5 protein-coding genes are annotated in these 6,526 nt (G+C 43.6%); 1 reads left to right on the top strand and 4 read right to left on the bottom strand.

What is annotated here, in order from left to right; genetic code table 11:
* The 4 genes from RWM06_RS06295 to recJ form a co-directional block, all read right to left on the bottom strand.
* Positions 1-622, bottom strand: a 622-nt coding sequence (locus RWM06_RS06295) for a M57 family metalloprotease (protein WP_313970510.1), incomplete at its 3' end; no start/stop codon positions are given.
* A gap of 62 nt (positions 623-684) precedes the next feature.
* Positions 685-1,464 carry an alpha/beta hydrolase family protein gene (locus tag RWM06_RS06290; RefSeq protein ID WP_313970509.1) on the bottom strand — a complete coding sequence of 260 codons (780 nt, stop codon included), beginning with the start codon at positions 1,462-1,464 and terminating at the stop codon, positions 685-687.
* Between the two features lie 66 nt (positions 1,465-1,530).
* Positions 1,531-3,192 (bottom strand): ribonuclease J, encoded by a 1,662-nt coding sequence (locus tag RWM06_RS06285; protein WP_313970508.1) that lies wholly within the window; start codon positions 3,190-3,192, stop codon positions 1,531-1,533.
* 173 nt (positions 3,193-3,365) lie between these two features.
* Positions 3,366-5,588, bottom strand: a complete 2,223-nt coding sequence (recJ, locus tag RWM06_RS06280) for a single-stranded-DNA-specific exonuclease RecJ (RefSeq protein ID WP_313970507.1) — start codon at positions 5,586-5,588, stop codon at positions 3,366-3,368.
* Positions 5,589-5,763: 175 nt separating this feature from the next.
* On the opposite strand from recJ, the gene RWM06_RS06275 reads away from it, so the two are divergent.
* A complete protein-coding gene (locus tag RWM06_RS06275; RefSeq protein ID WP_001229568.1) occupies positions 5,764-6,522 on the top strand; it encodes an amino acid ABC transporter ATP-binding protein in 759 nt (252 codons plus the stop codon).
* The last annotated feature ends 4 nt before the right edge of the window (positions 6,523-6,526 follow it).

The following is a 6,526-nucleotide window of genomic DNA, read 5'->3' as shown; positions in this document are numbered from 1 at the left end:
TGACAGACTTCTCATCTGTATGGTCCAAGCCAATCGCATGACCCAACTCATGTTCCGCCGTGTGGACAAGGCGCTCATAGGAATAGCCATAGTTAGGATTGGACAGATAATAGTGATTCAACCGTACCGTGACAGACAAGAATTGCCCTGTTAAGAGATTGGTCTGACTTTCCGCCTCTCCTGCCACAGGAGTGTTTCCATTGTTCATCTCAGTAGCCAAGATATCCGCCTTGCTGGACTCAGTCACAATTTCAAAGTTAAAAGCACCAGTTTGATTCCAGTTCTGAATTGCTTCTACATAAGCCTCTTGAAAACGTGAATCCATCTGGGGATCCAGGTAAATACGAGCTGAAGCCTGCGGCCACCTTCCTTCAGAGTGTTGATGGCTATCTGTATGGTTCAACTTAGGCAGTTGCCCTGTTTTTCCCCATTGATTGATACTTTGTTGACCAATCTTGACTGACCGTTCTGCTTGCTTTAGCGCTCCTTGAAAATCTCCGTTTAGATACCAGAGAAGCCCGAAAGCAAGAGCACATAAGAGCACAACTATCCAAACCAGGCGCCAAAACAAACGCCACACAAAAGAAAAGAAAGCCCCTATCAAACGAAAAGTCCAGCGCATGTCTCTCCACCTTTCTAGCAAATAAAGACTATTTTACTAAAATAAGCTAAAAGAAAGCTAAATTATGACAATCTCTCTTCTAATTTGAAATCAATTGGTAGGGTTGCTAAGAACCGTTCCAATTGTTTTTCCCAGTAGTACCACTCGTGAGTTCCAGCGCTATGGCTATAGGTCACATCAAAACCTAGTTTTTTGAGATTTTTCACTGCGAGATTATTGGCTTCGTACAAGAAATCCTGCTCGCCACACCAAGCCCACATCTTGGTCTTTTTATCAGATTTTTTAGCCAGACTTTCTAGAGAATAAGGACTAGCTGTCCAATCTTTAATCTCCCCAAACACACCTCTCCAGTAAGCTGGTGTCCCCAAATCTTGGCTTTCAGGAGAAAAATCTTGAAAACTAAGGGCACCTGAAAAACTAGCTGCATGAGAAAAACGATTTGTCGCAAGAGCCAGTTTAAAGCAGCCGTAGCCCCCCATAGAGAGACCAGCTATAAAGGTCTTTTCACGCTTGCTGGTCATGTTAGGGAAGAAGCGTTTTAGAACCTGTGGCAATTCCTCTGCTAGAGCTGTATAATAGTCAAAACCATATTGGGTATCGGTATACCAACCGTTGCTGGTGTTGGGCATAACAACGATGAGATTAGTTCCTCGAAGCAAGCGTTCTACATTGGTCCGCTTGAGCCAACTATTATGATTGCCAGACATCCCGTGCAAGAGGTACAAGACAGGAATATCTTTACACTCTGGTTCTTCCACTCGATTGGCATCAGGATAGAGGACATTCACTCCCCACTCCATATCCAAGACTTGTGAGTAATACTCGATTTTCATTACTGCCATAATTTTTCCTCTATTTTTCTATAAGAAAAAGCCGAAACTCGACTTTCTCCCTGTTTATTTCAACGATTATTTTGCTTCCATGACTACTGGTAAAATAGCTGGACGACGCTTAGTCTGGTCAAAGAGATACTTGGTCAGATTATCACGAACCTTCCCTTTGAGATCTGCCCAGTCAAAGTCATCTCCTTGAAGATAGTCTTCTACCGTTTGGTTAATCAATTCTGAACTTTCACGGAGAATATCGCGGCTCTTCTTGAGATAAACAAATCCACGCGTGTGAACACGAGCCTTGGCCACAATTTTCTTCTCACGACGGTTAACGGTAATTGCTACGATGAAAATTCCGTCCTCTGACAAGACCTTACGGTCACGAAGAACCACATTACCAACATCACCAATAGCATTCCCGTCAATCAAGACATCCCCTGCCGAAACCGCTCCAGCTGGGACAAAGTCTCCATGCTCATAAGCCATGCTGGTTCCCTTTTTAGGGATGAAAATACGTTCTGGCAACATACCAACTGCCATAGCAGCCTTAGCATGAGCATCTAACTCACGGTATTCCCCTTGAATTGGGAAGAGATACTTAGGTTGCAAGAGATTGATCATCAACTGCAAATCACGCGCATTGCCGTGGCCTGACACACGCAAGCTTTGAGTGATCAGTTTGACAACTCCACCAGCTTGGTAAATCATGTTTTCCACACGCGCCATGACTGCTTCTTTGGCGATAGACGGAGTGGTTACGATATAGACCAAGTCACCGTCCTTGATTTCCACATAACGGTGGCGACCAATCGACATCTTGCGAAGACCGTTGATAGGCTCACCCATACGACCTGTCTCAAGGATAATCAACTCATGGTCTTCAAAGCGAGACATATCTTTTGGCTTAATCAAAAGACTCTCATTAGCTAGGGATAATTTCTTGAGACGAATCGCAGTGCGGACGATATTTTCAATATCAAACCCTGTCAAGACCACACGACGGCCTGTTGCATCCGCAGCGTCAAATACCTGCTGGATACGAGAGAGGTTGCTGGCTACCGCTGCGACGATAATACGTCCCTCCCAGTCTGCAATGGTTTGAGTGATTTCGTCCCCAACTTCACTTTCGCTAGCCACTTGGATATTGCTGTCTGCATTGGCTGAATCGCTAAGCAGAGCTAGAACTCCATCACGACCGATTTCTGCTAAACGAGCGAAGTCTGTCGCATAGGATTCACTAGCTGTCTGGTCAAATTTGAAGTCACCTGTATAAACGATGCTACCTTCAGCTGTCTTCAAGACAACACCCAGACTTTCTGGGATAGAATGGGTCGTACGGAAGAAGGACACCACAGTCCCTCCAAAATCAATCTCCGAATCTTCATCGATAACATGAAAATCATTGAATTTCTTAACTGTGTCATTTCCCTTGACAAAGAGTTTGGCCAACTCAATGGTCAACTCAGAGCCAAATACAGGTACCTTGGCTTCAGCCAAGAGATAAGGCAGAGCACCAATGGCATCCGCATGCCCGTGGGTCAAGAAGACTCCAGCGATACGGTCGCTATTTTCAAAAAGGTAGTCCATGTTTGGAATAACGACATCCACCCCTAGTTGTTCATTTTCAGGGTACTTCAGACCTGCATCCAAAACGAAAATAGACCCATCGATTTCAGCGATATACATATTTTTCCCATTTTCACGTACACCACCAAGTGTTGTTAAACTGATATTACTCATTTTTCCTCCGAAAGCTTAGTTTATCTTGATTATAGGGTTACTTACCCTTTTATTCTGAAAGTTCTAAAACTTTCAGCCGAATCTTTTCCTACCATTATACCATTTTTTTGATGATTTTCAAAATGAAGATTTGTTTTCAAAAAAGAGCTGGTTGCCCAACTCTTTCCTATGATCTACTCTTTTTCCATTAAAAAGTCATAAATTTCTTGCACAGTTCCTAGTGCCATCATTTCTTGGTCTTTGACGGTTTGTTTGAGATTCTGGTAAATCTGACTCTCTCCTATTTCCCGCTTTGGCGCTTCTTTATTGACTGTCATGACACCATCTTTAATCGTCACAAAGCCTAGTTCTTCAAATACTTGAATCATCTTGACCAGCAAGATTTGCTGGATATTAAGATAAGCAGCCAAATCCTTCAACTTATAGCGAATATCAAACTCTGGGAACTGGTAGATGGTTTTGTACAATTTTGCAAACTGCTCTCTAGTCCCATAACCTGTCAGATAGTAGGCCTTGTCAATATCATTTTTAAAATAAACAGCAGAAAAATTCTGTTCCTGAAAAATAGTCTTCAGCTGAGTAATATCTTCAGGAATAGTTTTTACGACAACAGCTTCACTAGTCGCTAAATCTGGCAGTTCTCCAGCAAAATCCAAGACTGGAATCCCCTCTGGCAAGACTGCATTTTTCCCACGAATGTTAAAGAGTTGAACACCTTCCACACGCGCATCCACCATCATCAACTGGAGGGCAGTTTGGCCATTCCATTGGTTGACAGACAATTTGACTGCCAACTCTAGATTCTTGGTTTGAGCAAACTCTGTCGCCCATCTGCCTTGGCCAAAGGCTACCACTTCAAAACTCGCCTCACCCTTGGAAATTTTCAGTTTGAGATGGGCATTGCCTGCTCCCATAGTACGGGCACTTTCGACCTGAAAATCCTTAATATAAAAGATAGGTTTCTGATTGTCCATTCCAAAAGGTGCCAAGCGCTCAAAGTTCTTGACTGTTTCAAGACTCAAAGCCTCCAAATCCAGCTCTTCATCTAGATTTAACTTGTTCTTGCCACCAGTATCTGCGCCTTTTTCACGGACATAATCTTCCAAGACCTGAGACAAATCTGAGAGTTTCTCCACTTCCAGCGTCATTCCTGCTGCGCCAGCATGGCCTCCAAAGGCGATGAAGAGGTCTCGATGGGGATCCAAAGCTTCAAAAATATCCACCGCTTCCACACTACGAGCACTACCCTTGACACGACCACCTTCTATATTAAGAACGATGACTGTCTGTCCTAGTTCTTCTAACAAACGACCAGCCACGATACCCAAAACGCCAGGATTCCAACTTTCCTTGGCCAAGACCTGCACCTTCTTCTCAGGATCCACCATGGTCTTGGCTTCTTCATAGATAGACTGGACAATTTCCTTGCGCTCTTCGTTTTTCTGGTGAATCATAAGGGCAATCTCGTGAGCCTCCTCATCATCAAAGCCAGTCAGCAAATCAATGGCTGGATTAGGATCATCTAGACGTCCCAAGGCATTCAGACGAGGGGCAATCTGGAAACCAACCGTTTCTTCTGTCACTTCATTGGAAGCAATCCCAGCCATATCCAGCATTTCTTGTAGGCCAATGCGCTGAGTATGCCCCAGCATTTCTAAACCATATTGAACCAAGATACGGTTTTCATCCGTCAAACTCACCATATCTGCAATAGTTCCGATAGCGACCAAATCAAGCAATTCCACTTGTACTTCTTCTAAAAGGGCACAAGCCAGCTTGAAGGCCACTCCGCAACCAGCCAAATATTTGAAAGGATAGTTCGCATCCGGATGTTCAGGATGGACAATGGCATAGGCATCAGGGAGGGTTTCAGGCATGGAATGGTGGTCAGTCACAATGACATCCACTCCCATAGATTGGGCCAATTCAATAGCCTCGTGACCCGCAACCCCATTATCCACTGTCACAATCAAGGAAATTCCTTCTTGCTCGATAAAATATTTGTAAACACTGGCATTAGGTCCATAGCCATCAGTGAAACGATTTGGCAAGTAAACCCGACACTCGGCACCAAGCTGTTCCAAACTTTCCTTGACAATAGAAGCCGAAGTCATGCCATCCGCATCGTAGTCTCCATAAACGAGAATATTTTCCCCTTCTTCAATAGCCTGACGAATCCGTTCCACTGCCTTATCCATATCATGGAGCAGATAAGGATCATGCAAGTCCTCCAAGGACGGTTCTAAAAACTTCTTCAGACTTTCTTGGTCCTGAATCCCTCTCTCAAATAATAACCGAGCTACCTCAGGACCCAGTCCAGCCTTCTTGGCTATCTTTGTAAAATCCGCATCTTCTACCTGCGGGGCAAACTGCCATTCATAAGTAGGTGTTATCAAAAAGACATCCACTCTTTCTAAGAATTCTATCGCTTCATTATAACATGATTTAGGCTTTTTCTCTATCTTGATTGCTTTTTTATAAAATTTTAGTGAATTTTTAAGATATGATTTGACAAGACAAATCTTTTGGTGTAGAATCATGTTATAAAATCTAACACAAAGGAGATCCCTTATGGCTTTAGTAGAATTTGAACACGTCGAAAAATATTACGGAGACTACCACGCACTCCGCGACATCAATCTCCGTTTTGAAAAAGGGCAAGTCGTTGTACTCCTAGGCCCTTCTGGTTCTGGAAAATCCACTCTTATCCGTACCATCAATGGTTTAGAGGCTGTCGACAAAGGAAGCCTTCTCGTAAATGGTCACCAAGTTGCTGGTGCCAGCCAGAAAGATTTGGTACCTCTTCGCAAGGAAGTCGGCATGGTTTTCCAACATTTTAACCTATATCCGCATAAAACAGTGTTAGAAAACGTAACACTAGCACCCATAAAAGTTCTAGGAATTGATAAAAAAGAAGCTGAAAAAACAGCCCAAAAATATCTGGAATTTGTAAATATGTGGGACAAGAAAGATTCTTATCCAGCCATGCTATCTGGTGGACAAAAACAACGGATTGCCATCGCACGTGGACTCGCTATGCATCCTGAACTCCTCCTCTTTGATGAACCAACATCTGCCCTTGACCCTGAAACCATCGGCGATGTTCTAGCGGTTATGCAAAAATTGGCCCACGATGGTATGAATATGATTATCGTGACCCATGAAATGGGCTTCGCCCGTGAAGTTGCGGACCGCATCATCTTTATGGCTGATGGAGAGGTTTTGGTGGATACGACAGATGTTGATGACTTTTTCGACAATCCAAGTGAACCTCGTGCCCAACAATTCCTCAGCAAAATCATCAACCACGAAAGTGACAAAGTCAAATAAGGAG

The sequence above is a fragment of the uncultured Streptococcus sp. genome, from assembly GCF_963516575.1.
Classification (GTDB): Bacteria; Bacillota; Bacilli; order Lactobacillales; family Streptococcaceae; genus Streptococcus.
Note: the sequence above shows the minus strand (reverse complement) of the source record. Positions and strands in the feature narration are given on the sequence as shown.

Bases quoted from the DNA above. Each gene is read 5' to 3' on its own strand.
- RWM06_RS06275 (WP_001229568.1), top strand. From the start codon at position 5,764: ATGGCTTTAGTAGAATTTGAACACGTCGAAAAATATTACGGAGACTAC.
- RWM06_RS06285 (WP_313970508.1), bottom strand. From the start codon at position 3,192: ATGAGTAATATCAGTTTAACAACACTTGGTGGTGTACGTGAAAATGGG.
- RWM06_RS06290 (WP_313970509.1), bottom strand. From the start codon at position 1,464: ATGGCAGTAATGAAAATCGAGTATTACTCACAAGTCTTGGATATGGAG.